Origin of the sequence: Streptomyces sp. NPDC097619, from assembly GCF_040302735.1 — a bacterium.
Lineage (GTDB): Bacteria > Actinomycetota > Actinomycetes > Streptomycetales > Streptomycetaceae > Streptomyces.
Genome location: NZ_JBEOSD010000008.1, coordinates 79,876 through 101,303 on the forward strand (window position 1 = coordinate 79,876; position 21,428 = coordinate 101,303).

Annotated in this window: 20 protein-coding genes and 3 tRNA genes; 8 read left to right on the plus strand and 15 right to left on the minus strand. The window is 73.7% G+C overall.

Going from position 1 to position 21,428, the window contains the following annotated elements:
• Positions 1–64: 64 nt before the first annotated feature.
• Both ABTZ17_RS04140 and ABTZ17_RS04145 read right to left on the minus strand, forming a co-directional pair.
• A tRNA-Met gene (locus ABTZ17_RS04140) sits at positions 65–137 on the minus strand.
• Positions 138–185: 48 nt separating this feature from the next.
• Positions 186–258: transfer RNA gene (locus ABTZ17_RS04145), tRNA-Thr, on the minus strand.
• A gap of 284 nt (positions 259–542) precedes the next feature.
• On the opposite strand from ABTZ17_RS04145, the gene ABTZ17_RS04150 reads away from it, so the two are divergent.
• On the plus strand, positions 543–1,859 hold the full coding sequence (locus tag ABTZ17_RS04150; RefSeq protein WP_352193920.1) for an amidohydrolase family protein: 1,317 nt from the start codon (positions 543–545) through the stop codon (positions 1,857–1,859).
• 43 nt (positions 1,860–1,902) lie between these two features.
• The gene (locus tag ABTZ17_RS04155) at positions 1,903–2,559 is read left to right on the plus strand and encodes an SDR family oxidoreductase (protein ID WP_352193921.1); all 657 of its coding nucleotides are present in this window, start codon (positions 1,903–1,905) and stop codon (positions 2,557–2,559) included.
• 149 nt (positions 2,560–2,708) lie between these two features.
• Here the strand turns inward: ABTZ17_RS04155 and ABTZ17_RS04160 are convergent.
• Positions 2,709–2,790, minus strand: a tRNA-Tyr gene (locus ABTZ17_RS04160).
• A gap of 205 nt (positions 2,791–2,995) precedes the next feature.
• Between ABTZ17_RS04160 and ABTZ17_RS04165 the strand changes: the two genes are divergently transcribed.
• The gene (locus ABTZ17_RS04165) at positions 2,996–3,484 is read left to right on the plus strand and encodes a YajQ family cyclic di-GMP-binding protein (protein WP_352193922.1); all 489 of its coding nucleotides are present in this window, start codon (positions 2,996–2,998) and stop codon (positions 3,482–3,484) included.
• Between the two features lie 211 nt (positions 3,485–3,695).
• Entirely contained in the window at positions 3,696–5,129 is a 1,434-nt protein-coding gene (locus tag ABTZ17_RS04170; RefSeq protein ID WP_352193923.1) for a SulP family inorganic anion transporter, read from the plus strand.
• Positions 5,130–5,180: 51 nt separating this feature from the next.
• Here ABTZ17_RS04170 and ABTZ17_RS04175 read toward each other — a convergent pair whose 3' ends face one another.
• From ABTZ17_RS04175 to ABTZ17_RS04230, 12 genes are all read right to left on the minus strand, one after another.
• Complete coding sequence (locus tag ABTZ17_RS04175; protein ID WP_352193924.1) at positions 5,181–5,573, minus strand: YccF domain-containing protein; 393 nt, start codon at positions 5,571–5,573, stop codon at positions 5,181–5,183.
• 10 nt (positions 5,574–5,583) lie between these two features.
• Positions 5,584–6,447, minus strand: a complete 864-nt coding sequence (gene htpX, locus ABTZ17_RS04180; protein WP_352193925.1) for a zinc metalloprotease HtpX — start codon at positions 6,445–6,447, stop codon at positions 5,584–5,586.
• A gap of 209 nt (positions 6,448–6,656) precedes the next feature.
• Positions 6,657–8,273 (minus strand): NADH-quinone oxidoreductase subunit N, encoded by a 1,617-nt coding sequence (locus ABTZ17_RS04185; RefSeq protein ID WP_352193926.1) that lies wholly within the window; start codon positions 8,271–8,273, stop codon positions 6,657–6,659.
• Positions 8,270–9,859: a complex I subunit 4 family protein gene (locus ABTZ17_RS04190; RefSeq protein WP_352193943.1), complete on the minus strand. Its 1,590-nt coding sequence runs from the start codon at positions 9,857–9,859 to the stop codon at positions 8,270–8,272. Before ABTZ17_RS04190 ends, ABTZ17_RS04185 begins: the two co-directional genes overlap by 4 nt.
• Positions 9,860–9,897: 38 nt before the next feature.
• On the minus strand, positions 9,898–11,850 hold the full coding sequence (locus tag ABTZ17_RS04195) for an NADH-quinone oxidoreductase subunit 5 family protein (RefSeq protein ID WP_352193927.1): 1,953 nt from the start codon (positions 11,848–11,850) through the stop codon (positions 9,898–9,900).
• Positions 11,847–12,224: an NADH-quinone oxidoreductase subunit NuoK gene (gene nuoK, locus ABTZ17_RS04200; protein ID WP_352193928.1), complete on the minus strand. Its 378-nt coding sequence runs from the start codon at positions 12,222–12,224 to the stop codon at positions 11,847–11,849. The genes ABTZ17_RS04195 and nuoK overlap by 4 nt, the downstream gene beginning before the upstream one ends.
• Positions 12,224–12,853: an NADH-quinone oxidoreductase subunit J family protein gene (locus ABTZ17_RS04205; protein WP_352193929.1), complete on the minus strand. Its 630-nt coding sequence runs from the start codon at positions 12,851–12,853 to the stop codon at positions 12,224–12,226. Before ABTZ17_RS04205 ends, nuoK begins: the two co-directional genes overlap by 1 nt.
• Complete coding sequence (locus ABTZ17_RS04210; RefSeq protein ID WP_352193944.1) at positions 12,850–13,440, minus strand: NuoI/complex I 23 kDa subunit family protein; 591 nt, start codon at positions 13,438–13,440, stop codon at positions 12,850–12,852. Before ABTZ17_RS04210 ends, ABTZ17_RS04205 begins: the two co-directional genes overlap by 4 nt.
• Positions 13,437–14,405: a complex I subunit 1/NuoH family protein gene (locus tag ABTZ17_RS04215; protein WP_352193930.1), complete on the minus strand. Its 969-nt coding sequence runs from the start codon at positions 14,403–14,405 to the stop codon at positions 13,437–13,439. The genes ABTZ17_RS04210 and ABTZ17_RS04215 overlap by 4 nt, the downstream gene beginning before the upstream one ends.
• Positions 14,402–15,727, minus strand: a complete 1,326-nt coding sequence (locus ABTZ17_RS04220; protein WP_352193931.1) for an NADH-quinone oxidoreductase subunit C — start codon at positions 15,725–15,727, stop codon at positions 14,402–14,404. The genes ABTZ17_RS04215 and ABTZ17_RS04220 overlap by 4 nt, the downstream gene beginning before the upstream one ends.
• Positions 15,724–16,377: an NADH-quinone oxidoreductase subunit B gene (locus tag ABTZ17_RS04225; protein WP_352193932.1), complete on the minus strand. Its 654-nt coding sequence runs from the start codon at positions 16,375–16,377 to the stop codon at positions 15,724–15,726. The genes ABTZ17_RS04220 and ABTZ17_RS04225 overlap by 4 nt, the downstream gene beginning before the upstream one ends.
• A complete protein-coding gene (locus ABTZ17_RS04230) occupies positions 16,368–16,778 on the minus strand; it encodes an NADH-quinone oxidoreductase subunit A (RefSeq protein ID WP_352193933.1) in 411 nt (136 codons plus the stop codon). The genes ABTZ17_RS04225 and ABTZ17_RS04230 overlap by 10 nt, the downstream gene beginning before the upstream one ends.
• Positions 16,779–16,925: 147 nt before the next feature.
• On the opposite strand from ABTZ17_RS04230, the gene ABTZ17_RS04235 reads away from it, so the two are divergent.
• From ABTZ17_RS04235 to ABTZ17_RS04250, 4 genes are all read left to right on the plus strand, one after another.
• A complete protein-coding gene (locus ABTZ17_RS04235; protein ID WP_502994591.1) occupies positions 16,926–18,182 on the plus strand; it encodes a sensor histidine kinase in 1,257 nt (418 codons plus the stop codon).
• 241 nt (positions 18,183–18,423) lie between these two features.
• The gene (locus ABTZ17_RS04240) at positions 18,424–19,773 is read left to right on the plus strand and encodes a sensor histidine kinase (protein ID WP_352193934.1); all 1,350 of its coding nucleotides are present in this window, start codon (positions 18,424–18,426) and stop codon (positions 19,771–19,773) included.
• Positions 19,774–20,022: 249 nt separating this feature from the next.
• The gene (locus ABTZ17_RS04245) at positions 20,023–20,694 is read left to right on the plus strand and encodes a response regulator transcription factor (protein WP_352193935.1); all 672 of its coding nucleotides are present in this window, start codon (positions 20,023–20,025) and stop codon (positions 20,692–20,694) included.
• Positions 20,695–20,889: 195 nt separating this feature from the next.
• Positions 20,890–21,428, plus strand: a 539-nt coding sequence (locus tag ABTZ17_RS04250) for a 2-oxoacid:acceptor oxidoreductase family protein (RefSeq protein ID WP_352193936.1), incomplete at its 3' end; no start/stop codon positions are given.

Consider the following 21,428-nt stretch of genomic DNA (forward strand, 5'->3'; position numbering starts at 1 on the left):
AAAAGAGTAGCCGATTGGGAGACCGACCCCACAATCGGCTACTTTTGTTGCTCGCTACTTTGAGTAGCGGTGACCGGACTTGAACCGGTGACACAGCGATTATGAGCCGCTTGCTCTACCGACTGAGCTACACCGCTTTGATGTGATCCGCCCCCCACCGCGAGGTGGGGGACGCTTCACACCAGAGCCCCAATGCGGAATCGAACCGCAGACCTTCTCCTTACCATGGAGACGCTCTACCGACTGAGCTATTGGGGCGAGCGATGAAGACATTACACGCTCGGCCGCCGATCGCCCAAATCCGTTTCCCGGGCCCTCCGCGACACCCTTCCCGGGGGCCTCGCGGGGCCCCTTCCGGCCCCTCCGCCCCGGCCTCCGGGACCCCCGACCCCGCCGGTACGACTATTGCGCCCCTCCCCGGCGACCGCCCCGCGGCGCCCTAGGCTCGGGACCCGCTGCGCGATCTTGGGAGGACGGCCCGCCGCTCCGGCGCGCGGCGACCACCGCCGCCGCCAGGACCGACCGAGCCCCGCAGGAGCGCGATGCCCGACAGCCAGCCGCAGCAGCCGCCCCAGTCCCCGCGCAGCGGCGGCGAGGGCACCGGTCCCGGCCCCCGTCCCGAGCACTCCCTGCTGCTCAGCGGCGCCCGGCTGACCGACGGGCGCACCGTGGACGTCCGCCTCGGCGGCGGCCGCGTCGAAGCCGTCGGCACCGCCGGCAGCCTCACCGCCCCCGCCCCCTCCCGGGTGGACCTCACCGGCTACCTCCTGCTGCCCGCCCCCGCCGAACCCCACGCCCACGGGGACACCGCCCTCACGGCCGACACCGAGGGTCCCGCCCCGCACGCCCCGGAGGAGATCCAGCGCCGGGCCACCGAGGCCGCGCTGCTCCAACTCGGCCACGGCGCCACGGCCGTCCGCTCGCACGTCCGCATCGGCCCCTGGCCCGGCACCGGGGCCGAGACCGGGACCGACCGGGGGCCGGACACGGGACTGGAGGCCCTGGCCGCCGTGCTCCGGGCCCGACGCTCCCTGCGCGGGCTGACCGACCTCACCACCGTCGCCGTACCCCGGCTGCTCACCGGCCGGGCGGGCGCCGACGGCCGCGCCCTGCTGCGTGACGCCCTCAAGATGGGCGCCGGCGTGGTCGGCGGCTGCCCCGACCTGGACCCGGACCCCGCCGGCCACGCCGAGACGGTGCTGCGGCTCGCCGCCGAACACGGCTGCCCCGCCGACCTCCACACCGACGGGGACGACCCCGCCCTGCTGGCCCGGATCGCCGCCATGGCGGAAGGACTGCGCACCGGCGTCGCCCTCGGCCCCTGCGGCGGCCTCTCCCGGCTCTCCCTGGACACCGCCACCCGCGCCGCCGAGCGCCTGGCCGCCGCCGGCGTCACCGTCACCTGCCTCCCCCAGGGCGACTGCGCCACCCTCGACCGCCGCGGACTGCGCACCGCGCCCGTACGGCTGCTGCGGGCGGCCGGGGTACGGGTGGCCGCCGGCAGCGGCGCCCTGCGCGACACGGCCAACCCGGTCGGCCGCGGGGACCCGCTGGAGGCCGCGTACCTCCTCGCCTCCCAGAGCGGACTGCGGCCCGCCGACGGCTACGAGGCCGTCAGCACCGCCGCCCGGGAGGCGATGGGACTGCCCGAGGTCCGGGTGGAGGCCGGCTTCCCCGCGGAGCTGCTGGCCGTGCGCGGCGACCGGATCGCGGGGGTGCTCTCCCTGGCGTACAGCCGGATCGTGATCCACCGCGGCCGGGTCGTGGCCCGCACCAGCGCGGTCCGCGAGTACTGCGATTCCGCGGTCGAGGTGGCCCTGGAGCTCCCCCGGCAGGGCCGGATGGAGCCGGGCCCCTGAGCGGCGGCGCCGTTCCGCCCTGCCGCCGTCGTACCGTCGGAGCATGCGCATCGTCATCGCAGGTGGACACGGTCGGATCGCGCTGCGGCTGGAGCGACTGCTCGCCGCACGCGGCTACGAGGTCGCGGGCATCGTCCGCGACCCGGCACAGGGCGACGACCTCCGGGAGGCGGGGGCCGAACCGGTCCTCTGCGACCTGGAGTCGGCCTCGCTGGAACAGGTGGCGGCCGTCCTCCAGGGCGCCGAGGTCGCGGTGTTCGCGGCCGGCGCGGGCCCCGGCAGCGGGGCCGACCGGAAGGACACCGTGGACCGCGGCGCCGCCGTGCTCTTCGCCGACGCCGCCGAACGCGCGGGCGTACGACGCTTCCTGATGGTCTCTTCGATGGGCGCCGACGCCCGGCACCCCGGCGACGAGGTCTTCGACGTCTACCTCCGCGCCAAGGGCGAGGCCGACGACCACGTGCGGACCCGGCTCGGGCTGGAGTGGACGGTGCTGCGCCCCGGCGCCCTCACGGACGACCCGGGGACGGGCCTGGTCCGACTGGAGGCGTCCACGGGCCGCGGCTCGGTCCCCCGCGACGACGTGGCCGCCGTCCTGGCGGAGCTGGTGGAGACCCCCGCCACGGCCGGACTGACCCTGGAGCTCGTCGAGGGCTCCGCCCCGGCGGCCGTGGCGGTCCGCGACGTGGCCGGCAACTGACCGAGCGGGCGAGGGGCCCCGGGGCGACCGACCGGGGCCTCCCTGACGTCCGGGACCCTCGGTCCGCGGTCTGCGGCCGGACCGCACCCGCACATGCGAAAGGACCCCCGTCCGCTGCGTTTCCGCAGTGGACGGGGGTCCTGTTCGTGTGGCGGCGCCAGGATTCGAACCTGGGTAGGCAGAGCCGACGGATTTACAGTCCGTTCCCATTGGCCACTCGGGCACACCGCCATGGGATGTCGCCGTCGGGATCTTCGCCTTCCGGCGCCGCTCCCTGGCAACGACGTAAACAATACCTGATGTGCGGGGGTGCTCCACCACCGGATTGATCAGGGCCTCCGGCGCGCCGGGTGGCTAGGCTTTGCCGGGCGGACACGGGGAGCAACCGGGTCCGCGTCCGTACGAGCCACACATCCGACGCAAGGAGCCACAGGACATGGCCGACTCCAGTTTCGACATCGTCTCGAAGGTCGAGCGGCAGGAGGTCGACAACGCCCTCAACCAGGCCGCCAAGGAGCTCTCGCAGCGCTACGACTTCAAGGGCACGGGCGCCACCATCGCCTGGTCCGGCGAGAAGATCCTCATGGAGGCGAACTCCGAGGAGCGGGTCAAGGCGGTCCTCGACGTCTTCGAGACCAAGCTGGTCAAGCGCGGCATCTCGCTCAAGGCCCTGGACGCGGGCGAGCCGCAGCTGTCCGGCAAGGAGTACAAGATCTTCGCCTCCATCGAGGAGGGCATCTCCCAGGAGAACGCCAAGAAGGTCGCCAAGATCATCCGCGACGAGGGCCCCAAGGGCGTCAAGGCCCAGGTCCAGGGCGACGAGCTGCGCGTCAGCTCGAAGAGCCGGGACGACCTCCAGGCCGTCCAGCAGCTGCTGAAGGGCAAGGAGCTGGACTTCGCGATCCAGTTCGTGAACTACCGGTAGGGATCACCGCAGGCGCACGCGCGCGTCCCCTCGGGGGTGCCGTGCGGGCCGCCGTCGCCGTGCTCCGGGTGCGCCCCGGGCGCGGGGCGGTGCCGTACGGCGCGCGTGCGGCGTGTGCTCCGCGATCGACCCCCTGTGGCCCCTTGGGGCCGGGCCCGTGCGCCCACCACGCTGGTGGCACCGGCCGCCCACGTGGACAGGGGGTTTTCGCATGCCTGGAGCAGGCACCGTTCGGCAGGATCTCGCGGCTTCGGTGGTGGTGGCGCTGGTGGCGCTGCCGCTGTGCGTGGGGGTGGCCGTGGCCTCGGGGGTACCGGCCGAACTGGGGCTGGTCACGGGGGTGGTCGGGGGGCTGGTCACCGGCTGGTTCCGGAGCAGCGCCCTTCAGGTCAGCGGGCCGGCGGCCGGGCTGACGGTGCTCGTCTACGAGGCCGTGGCCGTGCACGGGCTCGCCGCCCTGGGGGTGCTGGTGTGCGCGGCGGGGCTGGTGCAGGTGGTGTTGGGGCTGCTGCGGTTCGGGAGGTGGTTCCGGGCCGTCTCGGTGGCGGTGGTGCAGGGGATGCTCGCGGGGATCGGGCTGGTCCTGATCACCGGGCAGTTGTACGTCGTCGGGGACGCCGCGGCGCCGGGGAGCACCCTGGCGAAGCTGGGCGGGCTGGTGGACCTGGGCGGGCGGGTGGAGTGGACCGCGGTGGCCCTGGGCGCGGGCACGGTGGCGGTGATGGTGCTGTGGCCGCGGCTGCCGAGGGCGGTGTCGGGGCTGGTGCCGGGTGCGCTGGTGGCGGTGGCCGCGGCCACCGGGGCGACGGCGGTGTTCGCGCTGCCGGTGGCGAAGGTCGAGGTCAGCGGGGTGCTCGCGGCGGTGTCCCCGCCGGGCGGGGCGGAGCTGGCGGCCCTGTGGTCGCCGGGGGCCCTGGCGACGGTGTCGGCGCTGGCCCTGATCGCCTCGGCGGAGACGCTGTTCAGCGCGGCGGCGGTGGACCGGCTGCACGACGGGCCGCGGACGGAGTACGACCGGGAGCTCGTGGCGCAGGGGGCCGGCAACACCCTGTGCGGGCTGTTGGGGGCGCTGCCGATGACGGCGGTGATCGTGCGGAGCGCGGCGAACGTGGAGGCGGGGGCTCGGACCCGGGCCTCGCGGATCCTGCACGGGGTGTGGCTGCTGCTGTTCGCGGTGCTGCTGCCGGGGACGCTGGAGGCGGTTCCGGTGGCGGCGCTCGCCGGGGTGCTGCTGTTCGCCGGGTGGAAGCTGTTGCCGCTGCGGGCGGTGGGGAGCCTGTGGCGCAGTCACCGGGGCGAGGCGGTCGTGTTGGTGGTGACGGCGGGGGCGATCGTCACGACGAACCTGTTCGAGGGGGTGCTGGTGGGGTTGGGGCTGGCGGTGGCGAAGTCGGCCTGGGAAACCTCGCACGTGCACATCGAGGTGGTGCCGGAGGGGGCGGGGCTGCGGGTGCGGGTGCTCGGCAACGCGACCTTCCTGCGGCTGCCGAAGCTGATGGAGGCGCTGGAGGGGGTGCCGGTGGATCGGGTGGTGCGGCTCGATCTCAGGGGATTGCGGCACCTCGATCACGCGTGCCTGACGGCGTTGGAGGGGTGGGGGCGGGAGCGCGGGGTGGAGCCGGAGGGGGTGGCGGGGGTGGGGTGAGGGAATGTGCCTCTGCGAAGGGTGGGGTGGTCGGTCCGGCCCGGGGGCGACTCAGCGGGAGGCGAAGGGGGCGTCCGTGGGGACGATTTCTCGGCCCAGGGGGAGGAGGGAGATCGGGATCATCTTGAAGTTGGCGATGCCGAAGGGGATGCCGATGATCGTCACGCAGAGGGCGATGCCGGTGACGACGTGGCCGAGGGCCAGCCACCAGCCGGCGAGGACCAGCCAGAGGACGTTGCCCACGCAGGAGGGGGCTCCGGCGTCGCGGCGTTCGACGGTGGTGTAGCCGAAGGGCCAGAGGGCGTAGAGGGCGATGCGGAAGGCGGCCAGGCCGAACGGGATGCCGATGATGGTGACGCAGAGGATGAGGCCGGCGAGGCAGTAGCCGAGGAACAGCCAGAAGCCGCTCAGCACCAGCCATATGACGTTGAGGACTGTCTTCATCGTTCCTTCTTCACTGGTGACGGCCCGCCATCTGTTCGAGCCTGGCGATGCGTTCGGCCATGGGCGGGTGGGTGGAGAACATCCGGGAGAGGCCCTGCCCGGGGCGGAACGGGTTCGCGATCATCATGTGGCTCGCGGTCTCCAGCCGTGGTTCGGGGGGCAGGGGGAGCTGCTTGGTGCCCGCGTCGAGCTTGCGGAGGGCGCTGGCGAGGGCGAGGGGGTCGCCGGTGAGCTGGGCGCCCGAGGCGTCGGCCTCGTACTCGCGGGAGCGGCTGATGGCGAGCTGGATGACGGAGGCCGCGACCGGGCCGAGGATCATGATGAGCAGCATGCCGAGGAGGCCGGGGCCGTCGTCGTCGTTGGACCGCCCGATGGGGATCAGCCAGGCGAAGTTCACCAGGAACATGATCACGGAGGCGAGGGCGCCCGCCACGGAGGAGATCAGGATGTCCCGGTTGTAGACGTGGCTGAGCTCGTGGCCGAGGACCCCGCGCAGTTCTCGCTGGTCGAGGATGCGGAGGATGCCCTCGGTGCAGCAGACGGCGGCGTTGCGCGGATTGCGGCCGGTGGCGAAGGCGTTGGGGGCTTCCGTGGGCGAGATGTACAGGCGCGGCATGGGTTGGCGCGCGGAGGTGGAGAGCTCGCGCACCATGCGGTAGAGCTCCGGGGCCTCGAACTCGCTGACCGGGCGGGCCCGCATGGCGCGCAGGGCGAGCTTGTCGCTGTTCCAGTACGCGTAGGCGTTGGTGCCCAGCGCCACGAAGACGGCGACGATCAGGCCCGTACGCCCGAAGAAGCTTCCTATGACGATGATGAGTGCGGACAGCCCGCCGAGTAGTACGGCGGTCTTCAGCCCGTTGTGCCGGCGGTGCACGGTACGCCCTCCAAGTGGTGCGGCAGGGGGACCCTGGGGGAAGGGCCTACGGTCCAGTGGACCCTTCCTTCCTGGTCAACGCCACGCGGAGGGCCGTGGTTCCCGGGCGGGGGCCGGGGGCGGCAGGGCGCGGGTGCCGGGGGCGTTACGCCGTACGGGCGACACCGGGGGTCCGGTGCCGCCCGTACGGGGCGTGGTGGGGGTGCGGGCTACTGCGGGAAGAGGCTGCCCGTGGCGAAGCGGAGGACGAGCTGGGGGGCGCCGGACAGGACGAGGGCGACCAGGCCGGTGAGGGCCACGGTGAGGGTGACCGGGAGCGGCGGCCGGGGGCGGGCGGCGGGGGCCGGGAGGGCCCCTTCGGGGGCCGTGGCGGGCTCGCCGGGCGCCTCTCCGGCCCGCGCCGCGGTGGTGTCCTTCGTGGGGGCCGTCGGGGCTTCGGCGGCGGCCGGGGCCGTGCGGAAGAGAAGGGCGGTCCACTTCAGGTAGTAGGCGAGGGCGGCGACGACGTTGAGGGCCATGAGGACGGCCAGCCAGCCGAGGCCCGCGTCGACGGCGGAGCGGAAGACGGCCACCTTCGCGAAGAGGCCGATGACGCCCGGCGGCAGGCCGGCCAGGCAGAGCAGGAAGAAGGCCAGGGAGAGGGCGGCGAGGGGGCGGCGGGCGTAGAGGCCGCGGAAGTCCTCGACGCGGCCCAGGGGGGCGGTGCGGGCGACGAGGGCGACCACGGCGAAGGCGCCGAGGTTCGCCGCCGCGTACATGAGGGCGTAGGCGACGGTGGAGCCGATCTGGTCGCGGCCCGCGTACGCGGCGGCGGCCAGGGGGACCAGCAGGTAGCCGGCCTGGCCGACGGAGGACCAGGCGAGGAGCCGTACGGCGCTGTGGGCGCGGCCGGGGTCCTGGCGCAGGGCGGCGGCGTTGCCGAGGGTCATGGTGAGGGCGGCGAGGACGGCGAGGGCCGGGCCCCACACGTGCGAGTACGCGGGGAAGGCGAGCACGGTGACGAGGATCAGGCCGGTGAAGCCGACGGCCTTGCCGATCACCGACAGGTAGGCGGCGATCGGGAGGGGGGCGCCGACGTACGTGTCGGGGACCCAGAAGTGGAAGGGGACGGCGGCCGTCTTGAAGGCGAAGCCGACCAGGGTGAGGGCCACGCCGGTGACGGCGAGGGTGTCGAGGCCCGCGGGGACCTCGTCGAGGCCGTCGGCGATCCGACCGAGGTGGAGGCTGCCGGTGGTGGCGTAGACGAAGCTGACGCCGAGCAGCGTGACCGCGGTGGCGGTGACCGAGGAGAGGAAGAACTTCAGGGCGGCCTCGGAGGACATCCGGTCGCCGCGGCGCATGCCGACCAGCGCGAAGGCGGGCAGCGAGGCCACCTCCAGGGCCACGATCAGGGTGGCGAGGTCGCGGGAGGCGGGCAGCAGGGCGGCGCCGGCGGCGGAGGACAGCAGCAGGAACCAGAACTCGCCCGCGGGCAGCTTCTCGTCCCGGACGGCGGTGACCGACAGCAGGGCGGTCAGGAGGGCGCCCGCGAGGACCAGGAGCTGCACGGTGAGGGCGAACCGGTCGGCGCTGTAGCTGCAGGCCGTGGGGTCCGCGGTGAGGCAGAAGGTGGTGCGGTCGTCGCCGCGCAGGGGCAGCAGGGCGAGGGTGGCCGCGGCGAGTCCGGCGACGGAGATCCAGCCGAGGACGGCCTTGTTGCGTTCGCTGGTGAACAGGTCGGCGACGAGGGCGACCAGGCCGGTCAGGGCGGCGATCAGCGGGGGTGCGACGGCGACCCAGTCCACGGACTGGACCAGGCTCGCGGCCAGGGGGGCGTGGGCCGTCATGCGTTGCCTCCTGCGAGGAGCTTCTGGACGGCCGGGTCGGTGAGGCCGAGGAGGATGGCGGGCCAGAGGCCGGCGAGGAGGGTGAGCAGGACCAGCGGGGTCCAGGCGGCGAACTCGTAGCCGCGCACGTCGGGCAGGGCGGGGGGCCGGTCGTCGGGCCGGGTCTCCGGGTGGGCCTCGGGGTCGGCCGGCAGGTGCTCGCCCATGCAGACCCTGCGGACGACGATCAGCAGGTAGGCGGCGGTGAGCAGGGTGCCGAGGCCGCCGAGGACCATGAAGACCAGGAAGGCGGGCCTGCTGAGGCCGGGGGCCGGCTGGTAGGCGCCGAACAGGGTGAGCATCTCTCCCCAGAACCCGGCGAGGCCGGGCAGGCCCAGGGAGGCGACGGCGGCGAAGGCGAGGAGGGCGCCGAGGCGGGGGGCGCGGCCGTAGAGGGCGGCGCCGGTGGCCCCGGCGAGGGTGTCGAGGTCGCTGGTGCCGTAGCGGTCCTTGAGGGCGCCGACGAGGAAGAACAGCAGGCCGGTGATGAGGCCGTGGCCGATGTTCGCGAAGAGGGCGCCGTTGACTCCGGTGGGGGTCATGGTGGCGATGCCGAGGAGCACGAAGCCCATGTGGCCCACGGAGGAGTAGGCGATGAGGCGCTTCAGGTCTCCCTTGGCGCCCTTGCGGGCGAGGGCGAGGCAGGCCAGGGACCCGTACACGATGCCGACGGCGGCGAAGGCGCCGAGGTAGGGGGCGAGGGTCTGCATGCCGTCGGGGGTGACGGGGAGCAGGATCCGGACGAACCCGTAGGTGCCCATCTTCAGCATGACGCCCGCGAGGAGGACGGAGCCGACGGTGGGGGCGGCGGTGTGCGCGTCGGGGAGCCAGCTGTGCAGGGGCCACATCGGGGTCTTCACGGCGAGGCCGACGCCGATGGCGAGGGCCGCGAGGAGCTGGGTGGTGCCGGTGAGTTCGCGGCCGTGGTCGGCGGCGAGGGCCACCATGTCGAAGGTGCCCGCGTCCAGGCCGATGAGGAGCAGGCCGAGGAGCATGACCACGGAGCCGAGCAGGGTGTAGAGGATGAACTTCCCCGCGGCGGCGCGCCGCTGGTCCCCGCCCCAGCGGGCGATGAGGAAGTACATCGGGATGAGGACCGTCTCGAAGGCGAGGAAGAACAACAGCAGGTCGAGGACGGCGAAGGTGGCGAGGGTGCCGGTCTCCAGGACCAGCAGCAGGGCCACGAAGGACTTGGCGGACGGGCCCGCGGGGAGCTTGAAGTAGGAGTAGAGCGCGCAGAGGAAGAACAGCAGCGCGGTCATCAGCAGGAGCGGGAGGGAGATCCCGTCGACGCCGAGGTGGATCCGTACGTCGAGGGCGGGGATCCAGCTGACGTCGGTGGTCGCCTGGAACCGCGCGGGGGCGTCGTGGTCGAAGCCGAGGGCGAGGACCACGGCGGCGGCGAGGACGGCGCCGGTGACGGTGACGCCGTGCCGGAGCACGGCCTGGTCGGGGCTGCGGCCCTTGAGTCCCGGCGGGGCGGGGAGCAGGGCCGCCGCGGCGCCGAGGAGGGGTGCGGCCACGGTGAACGCCAGGAGGAACTGCATCACGGATGCGCTGATATCAATCACGGCTGACTCACGGCTCACGATCCGGCGTTGGCGTTGGCGAGGACGGCGACGGCGACCGCGAGGACCACGGAACCGGCGAGCAGGACGCTCAGGTAGGTCTGGACGTTGCCGGTCTGGGCGCGGCGCACGAGGAGGCCGAGGAGGCGGGGGGCGCCCCCGGCTCCGCGGACGTACGTGTCGACGACCTCGCGGTCGAGGAAGCGGACCAGGGAGGCGGCGGACCGGACGGGGCGCACGAACAGCGCGGCGTAGGCGGCGTCGAGGTGGAAGCCGGCGGCCGCGTGCGGGTGCAGGGGGCCGAGGAGGGCGGGGCCGGGGTCGGGGGCCGGGACCGTCGCGGGGTCGGGGGCGGGGGCGGGTGCGCCGACGGGGGCGGGGGCCTCCGCGGGCCGGGCGCCGAGGGCGCGGGCGCGCTGCCACAGGGCGCGGGCGAGGACGGCGCCGAGGACGGCCGCTCCGGTGCCGAGGACCGAGGTGGTCAGGGTGGGCTTGAGGGAGTTGCCGTCGAACCAGTCGGGCAGCTCCCCGTAGGCCAGACCGAAGGCGACCGTGGGGACGGCCAGCAGCCACAGCACGCCGGTCATGGCGATCGGCTGGCGGCCGTGGTCGGGGGCCGGGGCGCCGCTGCCGCGGAAGGCCAGCAGCCACAGCCGGGTGGCGTAGGCGGCGGTGAGGAAGGCGGTCAGGACCCCGGCGACGAGGACGGTCCAGCCGGCGGCGCCGGGCGCGGCCTCGGTCTCGCCGAAGGCGGCGTGCTCGGCGGCGACGAGGACGGACTCCTTGGAGAAGAAGCCGGCGAAGGGCGGCAGCGCGGCGAGCGCGGCCAGGCCGATCGTCATGGTCCAGAAGGTGTCGGGGACGCGCCGGGAGAGGCCGCTCATGCGGCTCATGACCGTCAGGGAGTTGGTGCCGGCGGCGTGGATGACGGCGCCGGCCGCGAGGAAGAGCAGGGCCTTGAAGAAGCCGTGGGAGATCAGGTGGAAGACGGCGGCCCCGCGGTCGGCGACGGCGAGGGCGCCGATCATGTAGCCGAGCTGGCCGACGGTGGAGTAGGCGAGGACCCGTTTGACGTCGTCCTGGGCGAGGGCGGCGAGGGCGGAGCCGATCATGGTGACGGCGGCCATCACGGCCATCACGACGAGGGCGGCCCGGGAGGCCGTGAACACCGGGAGGAGCCGGGCGATGAAGTAGACGCCGGCCGCGACCATCGTGGCGGCGTGGATCAGCGCGGAGACCGGGGTGGGGCCCGCCATGGCGTCGGGCAGCCAGGTGTGCAGCGGGAACTGGGCCGACTTGCCCGCGACGCCCGCGAGGAGCAGCAGGGCGATCAGGGTGGGGTGGTCCAGACCGCCGGAGGCGATCGAGCCGAGGATCCGGGTGATGCGGAAGGAGCCCGCGTCGGCGGCCAGGGCGAAGATGCCGATGAGGAAGGGCACGTCTCCGAGCTTGGTGACGAGGAACGCCTTCAGGGAGGCGGTGCGGGCCGCTTCGGTCTCCCAGTAGTGGCCCACCAGGAAGTACGAGCAGATGCCCATGACCTCCCAGCCGACCAGCAGCACCATCAGGTCGCCGGAGTAGACGACGAGGAACATGGCGGCGGTGAACAGGGACACCAGGGCCGCGTACGAGGGGTAGCGCGGGTCCTCGCGCAGGTAGGCCGTGGAGTACAGCTGCACGCACGCGGCGACCACGCCGACGAGGATCGCCACGGGGGCGGCGAAGCCGTCGATGTGGAGGGCCAGCTCGATGGGGACCGAGCCGGTGGGGGTGAGTTCGGTGGCGGCGTCCACGGCGGGGCCGCCGCCCTGGCGCACCGCGACGAACACGGCGAGGACCGTGGAGGCCAGGACGGGCAGGATCGCCAGGGGCCGGACGAAGCCGGGGGCGGTGCGGCCGAGGAGCAGTCCGGCCACCGCGCCCAGGAAGGGCAGCAGCGGGACGAGCACGGCGAGGGTGGTGGTGGTCACGCGGCGGCTCCGGTGGCGCGGTCCGCGGCGGCGGTCCCGGGGACCGGGTCGGCGGGGCCGGGCCGGTGGGGCTCGGCGGTGTCGCGCAGCTTGTCGATGTCGGCGGTCCCGCGGTTGCGGTACACCATCAGCACGATGGCCATGCCGATGCCGATCTCCGCAGCGGCGATGGCGATGGTGAAGAGGGTGAGGGCCTGGCCGGCGTGGAGGGTGTCGCGGAGCCAGACGTCGAAGGCCACCAGGTTGAGGTTGACGGCGTTGAGCATCAGCTCCACGGACATCAGGACCAGGATGGCGTTGCGGCGGGCGAGGACCCCGTACAGGCCGGTGCAGAAGAGCAGGGCCGCGAGCACGGCGGGGTAGGCGAGGTGCATCAGCGCTCCTCCTTGCCGGTGCGGCCGGCGTCGGTGCCGGTACGGGCTCCGTCGTCGGCCGCGCGGGCCTGTTCGGCGGCCTTGTGCTTGCGGGACAGGACGATCGCGCCGACGAGGGCGGCGAGCAGGAGGACCGACAGGGCCTCGAAGGGCAGCACCCAGTGCCGGAACAGGATCTGTCCGGTGACCTCGGTGGAGCCCTGGACGGGTCCGTCGAGGTCGATCCAGGTGGTGCGGAAGGCGTCGACGACCACCCAGACGAGGGCGACCGCGGCGGTGACGGCCACGGTGAGGGCGGCCCACCGGTTGCCGGAGTCGGCGTCCGGGGAGGGCCCGATGGGGGCCTTGGTGAGCATCAGTCCGAAGAGCAGCAGGACGACCACGGAGCCGAGGTAGATCAGGACCTGCACCCAGGCGATGAACTCGGCGGTGAGGAGCAGGTACTCCACGGCGATCCCGCCGAGGGCGACGACCAGCCAGAGGGCGGCGTGGACGAGCTGCTTGGTGGTGACGGTGACGACGGCCGCGCCGAGGGTGGCGATGCCGACGAGCAGGAAGGCGATCTCGATCCCGGTCGGGGAGAGGAAGCCGGGGGCCGCGGCGGCGGCCAGGGTGGCTGCGGGGGTCACGCGTCTCCCTCCGGGGCGGTGGTCGGGTCGGGCTGCGGGGCGGCGGCTTCGGCGGCCGCCGCGGCGGCGGCCTCGGCCTTCTCGGCGGCCTTGCGGGCGGCGGCGATCTCCTTGGGTTCCTCGGCCGCGGGGTCGAGGGCGGGCGGCGCGGGGACGGTCCACATCCACTCGCGGAGCTTGTCGCGCTCGTGGGTCAGCTCGTGGATGTCGGTCTCCGCGTACTCGAACTCCGGCGACCAGAAGAGGGCGTCGAAGGGGCACACCTCGATGCAGATCCCGCAGTACATGCAGAGGGAGAAGTCGATGGCGAAGCGGTCGAGGACGTTGCGGCTGCGCTCGCGGCCACCGGGGGCGGCGGCGGGGACCGTCTCCTTGTGGGAGTCGATGTAGATGCACCAGTCGGGGCACTCGCGGGCGCAGAGCATGCAGACCGTGCAGTTCTCCTCGAACAGCCCGATGACGCCGCGGGAGCGCGGCGGCAGGTGGGGCTGCGCCTCGGGGTACTGCGCGGTGTGCGAGCGCTTCGTCATGGTGCGCAGGGTGACGGCGAGGCCCTTGGCCAGGCCGGATCCGGGAATGGGCATCAGCTGATCGCCACCTTCACGATGCCGGTGAGCGCGATCTGGGCGAGCGCGAGCGGGATGAGCGTGGTCCAGGCGAGCTTCTGGAGCTGGTCCTCGCGGAGCCGCGGGTAGGAGACCCGCAGCCAGATCACGACGAAGGCCAGGACCGCGATCTTGAGGAGGGTCCAGGCCCAGCCGAGGCCGTCACCGCCGAACGGGCCGTGCCAGCCGCCGAGGAAGAGGACGGTGGTCAGGGCGCAGAGCACCACGATGCCCGCGTACTCGGCGAGCAGGAACAGGGCGAACCGCAGGCCGGTGTACTCGGTGTACGCGCCGAAGATGATCTCGGAGTCGGCCACGGGCATGTCGAAGGGGGGCCGTTGGAGTTCGGCGAGGCCCGCGGTGAAGAAGACCAGGGCGCCGACGATCTGCCAGGGCAGCCACCACCACTCGAAGGCTTCGACGATGCCCGGCAGGGAGACCGTGCCGGCGGCCATGGCCACGGAGGCCGCGGCGAGCAGCATGGGCAGTTCGTACGCGAGCAGCTGCGCGGCCGTGCGCAGGCCGCCGAGGAGGGAGAACTTGTTGGCGGAGGCCCAGCCGGCCATCAGGCTGCCGAGGACGCCGACGCCCATCACGGCGAGGGCGAAGAAGACGCCCGCGTCGATGACCTGGCCGACGGCTCCTTCGCCGGGGCCGATGGGGATGGCGAGGAGGACGAGCAGATAGGGCAGCAGGGCCACGGCGGGGGCGAGCTGGAAGATCTTCCGGTCCGCGTTCGCCGGGACGATGTCCTCTTTCTGCGCGAACTTCACGCCGTCGGCCACGAGCTGGGCCCAGCCGTGGAATCCGCCCGCGTACATGGGGCCGAGGCGGCCCTGCATGTGGGCCATCACCTTGTGCTCGGTCTGCCCGATGACGAGGGGCATGACGAGGAAGACGGCGAAGACGACGAGCAGTCGCAGCGCGACGTCGAGGACGTCGTTCACGAGTCGCCTCCGGGGTCGGTCTCGGTGTCGGGCTTGGTCTCGGGCTTGCTCCCCGGCCGGGTGTCGGGCTCGGGCTTCACGGGCTCGGCCTCGGCCTCGGGGGCGGTGTCCGCCTCGGGCCGCGCGGGCTCGGCGGGCGGCTCGGGTGCGGCGGCGGGCGCCGCCGGCTCCGGGGCCGGGTCGTCGAAGGCGGGGCGGGCGTGGTGCCAGGGGGCGTCGGAGCTGCGCGGGGCGGTGGGGCGCGTCCCCTCCGCGGGGGCGGCCGGCGTCGCGGGGGCGGCCTGGCTCGCCGAACCGTCCGCCGCGGAGCGGGAGCGGCGCGGCGGGCGGGCGGCGGGCGCGGCCGGGGCTCCGGGCTCGGCACCGGCGGGACCCGTACCCGGGGTGCTCGCACCCGGGGCGCTCGTACCCGCGCTGTCCGGGGTCGTGGTGTCGGGAGCGGCGGCCTGGCTCACGGAGCCTTCGGAGACCGAGCGGGAGCGGCGCGGCGGACGCGCGGCGGCCCCCTCCGTTCCGGCGCCGGCTCCGGCCGCCCCGGTTCCCTGCGGGGCCGTGGCCTCCGCCGGACCGGCGGTCGTGGTCGGCGCCTGGCCGACCGAGCCCTCGGCGGCCGTGCGGGTCCGACGGACCGGGGCGCCCTCGCCGGCGGCGGGACGGGCCCGGCGGGCCGGCGCTCCCTCGGCGCCGGCGGCCGCACCGGCCGCGGCCCGCGGGGTGCGGGCCGGGCGGGCCGGGGCCGGCGGCAGCTGGCCCTTGAGCGGGCCCCACTCGTTGGGGTCGGGGACGCCCGGCGGGAGCATCTGACGGCGCTTGGGACCGCCGTGCTCGGCGCCCTCCCCCGGCTCCTTCGCCCCGGGCCACGCCTTGGCCACGCGCGCGGCGAGGACGAAGTCCTTGCGCAGCGGGTGCCCCTCGAAGCCCTCGGGCAGCAGCAGGGGGACCAGGTGCGGGTGCCCGGTGAAGGAGACCCCGAACATCTCGTGCGTCTCGCGCTCGTGCCATTCGGCGCCCGCGTACACGTCCACGGCGCTGGGCAGCACCGGGGCGGAGTGCGGGACGGTGGTGCGCACCAGCAGGCGTCGGACCCGGCCCGGTGCCAGGGCGGCCAGGTGGGCGCAGATCCGGAAGCCGGTGCCCGGCTCGTCCACCGCGCTCAGCCAGTCGAAGTAGGTGCAGCCCAGGTCGGTACGGGCGGTCTCCAGGGCGGCGATCCAGCCCTCGGCCGGCACGTCCACGGTCAGCAGGTCGTACGCGGACTCGGCCGTGGCCCCGGGGCCGAAGACCTCCTCGACCGCCTCGGGCAGGGAGTCGTACGGGTTCACGCGCCGGCCTCCGGGGTGGTGCCCGCGGCGGATCCGGCGCCGCCGGAAGCGGGCGGGGCGGGCGGGGAGACCAGGCCGCTGGTCAGGGCGGCGACGGAGGGCCGGCCGGCCGCGGCGTAGCGCTCGTCCAGGGACTCCCGGGCGATCTTCTCCTGGAGCTTGAGGATGCCCTGGAGCAGCGCCTCGGGGCGGGGCGGGCAGCCGGGGACGTACACGTCCACCGGAATGATCTGGTCCACGCCCTTGGTGACGGAGTACGAGTCCCAGTACGGGCCGCCGCAGTTGGAGCAGGCGCCGAAGGAGATGACGTACTTCGGCTCGGGCATCTGCTCGTAGAGCCGCTTGACGGCCGGGGCCATCTTGTCGGTGACCGTGCCGGAGACGATCATCAGGTCGGCCTGCCGGGGCCCGGGGGCGAAGGGGATGACGCCGAGCCGGATGAAGTCGTGCCGGGCCATGGAGGCGGCGATGAACTCGATGGCGCAACAGGCGAGTCCGAAGTTGAAGACCCAGAGGCTGTAGCGGCGGCCCCAGTTGAGGACCACCTTCATCGGCTCGGGCGCCAGACGGGCGAGAGCTCCCAGGCGCTTGGGCTCCGGGAGCAGCTCGGGTGCGGGGTTCCCGCTCGGGGTCGGGCTCGTCACGTCCATTCGAGGACGCCCTTCTTCCATGCGTAGAGGAGGCCGACGGCCAGGAAGCCCAGGAAGACGAACATCTCCACCAGGGTCGTGGCGCCGTACCCGTCGGCGGCGAACACCGTGGCCCACGGGAACAGGAAGATCGAGTCCACGGCGAAGATGACGTAGAGGAAGGCGTAGACGTAGTAGCGGACCTGGGTGTGCGCCCAGCCCTCGCCCACGGGGTCCACACCGCACTCGTACGTCAGGAGTTTCTCGGGGGTCGGCACCACGGGCCGCAGCAGCTTGCCCGCCCCGAAGGCCACGGCGACGAAGAGCACGCCGACCACGGCGAGCAGTCCGACGACCGAATAGCTCCGGAAATATTCGGATGCGAGCACCGTCACGGTCGAAACCGCCTGTCCTTCCGGCACGTCAGCTCCTTGCTCCCCGGCCGCTGTCCTGGATCTGTTACGGACGGGAGTCTAGGGCCTGCCTCACACGGGGTGGGGTTATCCCCCGTTCACGCCCCCCGGCCTCCCCATGGCGCGCGAGGGCCGCCGCACGGCAGGCTGTCCGATATGACCTTGACCAGCCATGTACCCGACACCTCCGTGACCGAAGGGCGGCCACCGGCCGTCCGGCCCGTGTACGCGGCGGTCACCTGGAAGGAGATCGCGTACCTCCTCTCCAGTCTCCTGACCACGCTCGTCGGATTCGTCTACGTGGTCGTCATGATCGGGGTCGCGGGTGGTCTGGCGGTGACCGCGATCGGTCTGCCGCTGCTCGCCGTGGGCCTGTTCGGCGCCCGGCAGCTGGGCCGGACCGAGCGGGCCCGGGCCCGCCTGCTGCTCGGGGTCCGGGTGGCCGAGCCGACGCCGATCCCCGCGCGCGGGGGCTTCGGCGGCTTCTTCCCCTGGCTGTGGACGAGCCTGAAGGACCCGGTGGGCTGGCGGGCCGTCCTGTACTGCCTGGTGCGGCTGCCGCTCGGGATCCTCGGCTTCACCGTGGTCGTCGCCGGGCTGTTCGTGGCCTGGCCGGTGCTCCCCTACGTGGTGCGGGGGCTGACCAACGTGGACCGGGCCATGGTGCGGGGGCTGTTGGTGCCCTCGGACGAGCTGGAGCGGCGGATCGCCGAGCTGGAGTCGGACCGCGGGGTGGTCGTGGACACCGCCGCCGCGGACCTGCGGCGCATCGAGCGGGACCTCCACGACGGGGCCCAGGCCCGGCTGGTGGCCCTGGCGATGGGGCTGGGCCTGGCCAAGGAGAAGCTGCTGGAGGACCCGGACGCGGCGGCGGCGATGGTGGACGAGGCGCACGGCGAGGTGAAGCTGGCCCTCCAGGAGCTCCGCGACCTCGCCCGCGGCATCCACCCGGCCGTCCTCACCGACCGCGGCCTCGACGCCGCCCTCTCCTCGGTGGCGGCCCGGTGCACGGTCCCGGACGGGGTCACGGTGAGCGTGGAGCTGCCGGGCCGGCCCGCCGAGGCCGTGGAGGGGATCGCCTACTTCACGGTGTCGGAACTCCTCCAGAACGTCAGCAAGCACGCGGGGGCGCGGACCGCCGCCGTGTCCGTGACGTACGTGTCCGCGCCGACCGGCGGGCGGGGCCCCGGTGCGCGGGGCGGGGGCTCGCGGGGCCGTGGCGCGTGGGGTGGGGCGCGGTTGGTGCTGCGGGTCTCCGACGACGGGCGGGGCGGGGCCCGGACCGGTGCCGGGACGGGGCTGGCGGGGCTCGCGGAGCGGCTGGACGCGGTGGACGGGCGCTTCGTGGTGGAGTCCCCCGAAGGGGGCGGGACCGTGGTGACTGCGGAGCTGCCGTGGCGTGAGCGGGGGTAGCCCCGCGGGGCGGGGCGTGCTCGGGGGTCGGCCCCCGGTCCTGTGGTGGACCGGGGGCCGACCCCTTTCGGTGGGGGGCGGGGGTGGCGTGCGCGGGTGCCGTGCCCCCCCCGGCCGGGGCTTGGTGGGGTTATCCCCCGGACGGGACACCGACTCGCCGCATGGTCCCGGGGCGGGGGCCGACGGCAGGCTGGGGGCAGGCAGGACGACGGGGTCCACGGAGAAGGAGCGGGTGGCGGAGATGGCGACGGTGTACGGGGAGCACGGGACGGGCAACGGGAAGCGGGAGCGCGTCGGATCGCGGGTCCCGGCCGTGCTGGCGGCGCCGTTCCAGGCACGGACCTGGCGGGAGTTCGGGTTCCTGCTCGTGGGACTGCCGCTGAGCACCCTGTACTTCGGCCTGGCGATCGCCGGGGTCAGCACCGGGGCCGGGCTGCTGGTCACCTTCCTCGGGGTGCCGATGCTCGCGGGCGCCCTCATGATGTGCCGCGGGTTCGGCGCGGCGGAGCGGGCCCGGGTCCGGGGGCTGCTGGGCGTGCGGATCGCGGCGCCGGAGCCGGTGCGGCCCCGGAAGGCGGGTCCGCTGTCCTGGATGGGCGCCGTCCTGAAGAGCGGTTCCGCCTGGCGGCACCTGCTGTACGCGCTGCTGCACTTCCCGTGGGCGGTGTTCACCTTCTCGATGTCCGTGGCGCTGATGGCCTGGTCCTGGTCCACGGTCACGTACCCGCTGTGGTTCTGGGTCTTCCCGACCTTCACCGACCAGCCGGGGCTCCAGCTCTTCCAGAACGGCGACTACACCTTCCACCTCGAAGGCCCCGGCGGGGTCGCGCTGGCCTTCCTGCTGGGCGTCGCCCTGCTCCTCGTCACCCCCTGGGTGATCCGGGCCTTCGCCGCCGTGGACACCGCCCTGATCCGCGGGCTGCTCGGGCCGTCCCGGCTGGCCCACCGCGTCACCGAGCTGGAGTCGGACCGCGGGGTGGTCGTGGACACCGCCGCCGCGGACCTGCGGCGCATCGAGCGGGACCTCCACGACGGGGCCCAGGCCCGGCTGGTGAACCTGGCCATGGACCTCGGGCTCGCCAAGGAGAAGGTGACCGAGGACCCGCAGGCCGCCGCCCGCATGGTGGACGAGGCCCACGGCGAGGTGAAGATCGCCCTCCAGGAGCTCCGCGACCTCGCCCGCGGCATCCACCCGGCCGTCCTCACCGACCGCGGCCTCGACGCCGCCCTCTCCTCGGTGGCCACCCGCTGCCCGGTCCCGGTCCGCGTCGAGGTGGACCTGCCGCAGCGGCCCGCGCCCGCCATCGAGGGGATCGCCTACTTCACCGTCTCCGAGCTGCTCCAGAACGTCGGCAAGCACGCCGGGGCGACCGCCGCGACCGTGGACGTCTGGCGCTCGGCGGACCGGCTGCTGCTCCAGGTCACGGACGACGGCCGGGGCGGGGCCGAGGCGGCCCCCGGCGGCGGCCTCGCCGGGCTCGCCGAGCGGATCGGGGCGGTGGACGGGGTGCTGCTGGTGGAGTCCCCCGCCGGGACCGGCACCAAGGTCACGGCCGAGCTGCCCTGGCGGCCCCGTACCGCCGGGCACTGAACCGGCCGCCCGCCCACGGAACCACCCGCCCCGGCCCGGGGGCCGGGTCCGGACTACGCGTCCGGGCCCGGCCCCCGGGCCCCCGCGCGTTCCCGGGCCGGGGCCTCCGCTCTTCTCCCGTGCGGTTGACCTGCCCTAGCCGCGAGATCAATTCCCGGACCCGTGCCCCGTTCCCGGCCTCGGACTGGGATGCTGGGCGAGTACGCGCACGACCGGGAACACACGATCGAAAACGGGGGCGGCTGAGCCGTGGAGGACAGGGTACGGGTGGTCATCGCCGAGGATTCAGTGCTGCTCCGCGAGGGCCTGACCCGGCTGCTGACCGACCGGGGGCACGAGGTCATCGCGGGCGTCGGGGACGCGGAAGCCCTGCTCAAGACCATCGCGGAGCTGGCCGAGGAGCAGTCCCTGCCGGACGTGATCGTGGCGGACGTACGGATGCCGCCCACGCACACCGACGAGGGGGTCCGGGCCGCGGTGCGGCTGCGCGCCGAGCATCCGGGACTGGGCGTGCTCGTCCTGTCGCAGTACGTGGAGGAGCGCTACGCCACCGAACTGCTGGCCGGATCCACCACCGGCGTGGGCTACCTGCTCAAGGACCGGGTGGCGGACGTCCGCGAGTTCACCGACGCCGTGGTCCGCGTGGCCCGCGGCGGCACCGCACTCGACCCGGAGGTCGTGGCCCAGCTCCTGGGCCGCAGCCGCAAGCAGGACGTCCTGGCGGGTCTGACCCCCCGCGAGCGCGAGGTGCTGGGGTTGATGGCGGAGGGCCGGACCAATTCGGCCGTGGCCAAGCAGCTGGTCGTCAGCGACGGCGCCGTGGAAAAGCACGTGAGCAACATCTTCATGAAACTCGGCCTGTCCCCGAGTGACGGGGATCACCGACGCGTTCTGGCGGTGCTCACCTACCTGAATTCATGAGTACCTGCCACCCTGTGCGCATTCGCCGCCTCCGGGCGGCGCGCACGCGGTGAACGCGTTTCCTGCCGTGGCCAGCGGTCCTTCGAGACGGCACGTCTCAAGGGACGTCCAGAATTCGAGCGACCCGAGGTAGGACACCCTTACCGACGTAGGGTTGACCTCGGGGCGCCTACGCCTCGAAGGAGGTCCAGTTCAGTGACCAGCCAGGTCAGTAGCCCAGCCGAGCAGTCCGACGGGGCCGCCGGCGCCGTCGTCGGCGAGCAGCGGACACCCACGGCACACGGCGGGAAGGAAGTCCGCCGCCTCGATCGTGTGATCATCCGTTTCGCGGGTGACTCGGGTGACGGTATGCAGTTGACCGGAGACCGTTTCACCTCCGAAACGGCTTCGTTCGGAAACGATCTGTCCACGCTGCCGAACTTTCCCGCAGAAATCAGAGCGCCCGCAGGAACACTGCCGGGCGTTTCTTCATTTCAGCTGCATTTTGCCGACCACGACATCCTGACTCCGGGTGACGCTCCGAACGTCCTCGTGGCGATGAACCCGGCCGCTCTGAAGGCGAACATCGGCGATGTGCCGCGAGGTGCGGAGATCATCGTGAACACGGACGAGTTCACGAAGCGTCCGATGGCGAAGGTGGGCTACGAGACCGATCCGCTGGAGGACGGTTCCCTCGACGGGTACCGGCTCCACAAGGTGCCGCTGACCACGCTGACCGTGGAGGCCCTGAAGGA